Origin of the sequence: Pseudomonas flavescens, from assembly GCF_013408425.1 — a bacterium.
GTDB lineage: Bacteria > Pseudomonadota > Gammaproteobacteria > Pseudomonadales > Pseudomonadaceae > Aquipseudomonas > Aquipseudomonas fulva_A.
Genome location: NZ_JACBYV010000001.1, coordinates 1823894 through 1828045 on the forward strand (window position 1 = coordinate 1823894; position 4152 = coordinate 1828045).

Annotated in this window: 3 protein-coding genes; 1 reads left to right on the top strand and 2 read right to left on the bottom strand. The window is 62.7% G+C overall.

Translation table 11 applies throughout. The features are described 5' to 3' along the window. The first annotated feature begins 187 nt into the window (after positions 1-187). Entirely contained in the window at positions 188-829 is a 642-nt protein-coding gene (locus FHR27_RS08060) for a helix-turn-helix transcriptional regulator (RefSeq protein WP_179538254.1), read from the top strand. A 28-nt stretch (positions 830-857) separates the two neighbouring features. On the opposite strand, the gene FHR27_RS08065 is transcribed toward FHR27_RS08060, so the two are convergent. Both FHR27_RS08065 and macA read right to left on the bottom strand, forming a co-directional pair. Beyond that, entirely contained in the window at positions 858-2855 is a 1998-nt protein-coding gene (locus FHR27_RS08065) for a MacB family efflux pump subunit (RefSeq protein ID WP_179538255.1), read from the bottom strand. Between the two features lie 2 nt (positions 2856-2857). After that, entirely contained in the window at positions 2858-4006 is a 1149-nt protein-coding gene (gene macA, locus FHR27_RS08070; RefSeq protein WP_179538256.1) for a macrolide transporter subunit MacA, read from the bottom strand. Between the last annotated feature and the right edge of the window lie 146 nt (positions 4007-4152).

Below are 4152 nucleotides of genomic sequence, written 5' to 3' on the forward strand. Positions count from 1 at the left end.
CGCGTAACATGATTCGGTCACACATGGGCCGCTATCCTCACCAAGGCGCATCTGCACGCAGCCCCTATTTCCCGCAGTGATTTCTTCAGGGCTTCATCCTGCCAAATGCGTCGCAAAAAAATGTGACCGCACAGTCATTTAATCATCTAAAAGTAAATATGCGTTCTAACGTTATGGGTGATACCCAATGCCTCATTCGCTACTTCCGCAAATCGGCAGAACCATTGCCACCATTGGCAGCAATCAGTTCACCATTGCCCTTCACGGCCTGATTGCGGCGAAGCTCAGCGTGGATGCGATTCACTTCCAGTCGGAGGCCACCCTCCCCTCGGCCATCGAGTCGGCGCAGTCGCTGGACGATGTAATCACCTCCAATTGCGGTGAATCGGCGGCCGATGACGCCTCTAAGCTCTGCCTGGAAGAAACCACCGAGAACTTCCGGCATCGCATCGTGCTGTTGCGCAAGGCGCCAATGTTCAGCGAGCAGGAGAGCACTCAGTTGAAGCACCTGGCGCCGCTGCTTTTTTCGTTGCTCGAACAGCACCTGCAAGCCCACCGACGCCGCGTCGACGTTTCAACGAGCATCGAATACCGCTTTCGAGAGCGCCTGCGTGAAACCGGCATGAAGCTTTCCGAGCGCGAGCAGCAGGTTTGTCTTGGCCTGCTTGCCGGTCATACCGTGCCGCAACAGGCCGAGCAACTGACACTCACGGTCAATACCGTCGGCAGCTACATGCGCAGGGCCACGGCCAAGTTGGGAATAAGCGGCCGAAATGCCCTGATGCGCTGGCTGTACGACTCGCCCGAGGACATGGCATCGGCCAATTGATGCCCCTTGCCTGCGCTGGCCAACGGCATCAGTCACGGGCCAGGGCGTTGATCGGATCGAGCCTGGAGGCATTGCGTGCTGGCACGAAACCGAACAGCACGCCGATCAGCGTCGAGCAGGCGAACGCCGTTATCACTGACTGGGGGGAAAACACCATTTCCCATTGCCTGAAGAACAGCGTGAACAGATAGCCGATCCCGTAGGACAAGGCGATGCCTATGACCCCGCCGATCAGGCAGACCATGATCGCCTCCACCAGAAACTGCTGACGAATGTCCGACTGCCTCGCCCCCACGGCCATGCGGATGCCGATCTCCCGGGTACGCTCGGTCACCGAAACCAGCATGATGTTCATCACGCCGATGCCGCCGACCACAAGCGAGATCACCGCGATCAACGACAGCAGCAGGGTCAGCGAGCGGCTGGTCTTGTCCACGGTCTGCATCACGCTGTCCAGGTTATTGGTGAAGAAGTCCTTGGTGCCGTGGCGCTGCAGCATCAGCGCGTTGATGCGTTCCTCCACTGCCTTGCTGGGCATGCCGTCCTTGACCCGTACACTGATACTGTCCAGGTGCCGCTGGCCCAGTACGCGCCCGGCAGCCGTCTCGTAGGGCATCCAGAAATTGAGGGTGTTGCCGGCGATGAACAGGTTCTTCTGGTCGGCGGTGACACCGATCACCGTGCACGGCAGTTGGCCGACCAGAATCACCTGGCCGAGTGGGTTCACATCGGCGCCGAACAGACGCTGTGCGGTGTTGTGGTCGAGCACCACGACCTGAGCCTGGCGCCGGGCATCCTCGTCGCTGAAGCTGATGCCGGCGGCGAGCCGCAGGTTGCGCACCTGGAAGTAGCGGCTGCTGACTCCATTGAGCTGGGCGTCGACGTCCAGGTTGCGGTAACGCAACAGCATGCTGCGGCCCACCACCGGCGTAGCGCTGTCGACGTAATACAGTTGATTGAGCGCCGTGACGTCGGCGGGCAGCAGCGTCTCGATCGACTTGGCCCGGCTATCGCCGAAGTTGCTGCCCGCATAGATATCGATGGTGTTGCTGCCGATGGCCTGGATGTCCTTCAGCACGTAGCGCTTGGCGCCTTCGCCGATGGCAGAGATCGACACCACGGAGGTGATGCCGATGATGATCCCCAGCATGGTCAGCAAGGTGCGCATGCGATGCGAGATCAGCGCTATCCAGGCCATGGCGAAGGCTTCGCGAAACAGCCCCAGGCTCGCGACCCAGCCGCGCCGGGGCGCTGCCTGGATCTGCTGCAGCGGCGCCTCGCGAACGCCGGGAGCATGGCGCCGGTCGCTGACGATCTGCCCGTCACTGACCTCGATCACCCGCTCGGCGTGCTCGGCGATCTTCGGGTCGTGGGTGACCAGTATCACCGTGTGCCCGGCAGCGTGCAGCTCGCGCAGGATGCTCATCACCTCACGCCCGCTGGCGCTGTCCAGCGCACCGGTAGGCTCATCGGCGAGTATCACCTGACCGCCGTTCATCAGCGCTCTGGCGATGCTCACCCGTTGTTGCTGGCCGCCGGAAAGCTGGCTCGGCCGGTGCTCCAGATGGCCACCCAGCCCGAGCCGGGTCAGCAGCGCCTCGGCGCGCTGGTCCCGTGCCACCTGCGGCGTACCGGCATAGACGGCCGGGATTTCCACGTTGCGAACCGCATCCAGGTGGGGCAGCAGGTGGTAGCGCTGAAAGATGAAGCCGAAGTGGTCACGGCGCAGTGCCGCCAGGGCGTCATCGTCGAGCGAGCGCGTCTCCTGCCCCTTGACCTGATAGCTGCCTGCGCTGGCGTGGTCCAGGCAACCGAGAATGTTCATCAGGGTCGACTTGCCCGAGCCGGAGGCACCGATGATCGCCACCAGTTCACCGGCATGAATATCCAGATCGATGCCGCGCAGCGCGCTGAATTCACGGTCACCGGCCATGAAGCGTCGACTCAGGTTCCTGAGCCGCAGCAGCGGTACGCCGGCGTCCACCGGAGGGTTTTCGAGCGGCAGCAGATCGACCTTCTGGTTCATGCTCAGCTCCCGGCCACGATCGCCTGTGGATCGGCGATCACCACGCGCTCGCCCTCCTCGAGCCCACTCAGGATCTCGACCTGGACCTTGTTGTTGATGCCGATGGTGACCTGGCGTGGCTGCGCGAAGCCCTGGGCATCCAGCACCCGGACGGTGTGGGTACCGTCGCCGTTGCCGGCTCCGAGCGCCGCGACCGGCACGTTCAAGGCATTGCTGGAGGTGTCGAGGACGATGCGCACCTGGGCGGTCATGCCGATACGCAGACGCTGATCGGGGTTGGGGACGTCGAACAGCGCGTTGTAGAAAACCGCCGCGTTCTTTCGCGCCGAGGTGTTGTTCTCGGTTTCCAGGTAGTCCTGGGGAGCTGGTTCGGTGCCGCGCAAGGTGGCGTAATAGCGCTTGTCGTCGCCCAGGATGGTGAAATACAACGGCTGCCCCGGGTTGATGTGGATGACATCGGCTTCCGATACCTGGGCCTTGATGGTCATGTTGTCCAGGTTGGCGAGCTTGAGCAGCACCGGCACCATTTGCTGGGCGATCACCGTCTGACCTTCCTGAGTCACGATGCCCACCACCTCGCCATCGATGGGCGCGACGATGCGCGCGTAGCCAAGGTTCACCTTGGCGGTATCGATCTGCACCTGCGCGCTCTTGATCTTCGCGTCGAGCGATCCGAGGTTGGCCTCGAGCACGTCGTAATCGGACTCGGCCTTCTCGAAATCCTGGCGCGACACGGCCTGGTCAGCCTGCAGTTGCCGATAGCGCTCGTACAGTCGCTTGGCCTGTTTCACCTGCGCCAGGGTCGAACGCCGTTCGGCCTGCAGTTGTTCCTCGTCGACCTCAGCCTGACGCAGGGTATTGCGCAAGACCAGCGGGTCTATCTGGGCCAGCCACTGGCCCTTTTGCACCTTGTCGCCCAGTTTCACCTTGAGCGACATCAACTGCCCGGAAACCTGGGCGCCCACATCCACCTGCCTGACGCCCTCCAGTGCCCCGGTGGCCAGCACGGCATCCTCGATGTCGCCACGGCTCACCTCGGCACTGATGTAACTCGGCGGCTTGGCGGGTGAGCCGATGGCGTACAGCCCAACGCACCCTGCCAGCAGCAATGCCCCCAGCCACCCCATACGACGCATTCTCGATTTGCTCATGATTCCTTCACAGCCGTGTGAGGACATCGCCCGAACAGGCGCGGGCGACGTCAGATTCTCGATAGCGGCCACCCTCGCCCTGCGCTGGATTCGGCGCAGGGCATGGGCAGGCCGTCAGCTCATTTGCCCAGCCCGGACCCACCCGG

Coding starts and splice junctions, on each gene's coding strand:
- FHR27_RS08060 (WP_179538254.1), top strand. CDS start 188: ATGCCTCATTCGCTACTTCCGCAAATCGGCAGAACCATTGCCACCATT.
- FHR27_RS08065 (WP_179538255.1), bottom strand. CDS start 2,855: ATGAACCAGAAGGTCGATCTGCTGCCGCTCGAAAACCCTCCGGTGGAC.
- macA (WP_179538256.1), bottom strand. CDS start 4,006: ATGAGCAAATCGAGAATGCGTCGTATGGGGTGGCTGGGGGCATTGCTG.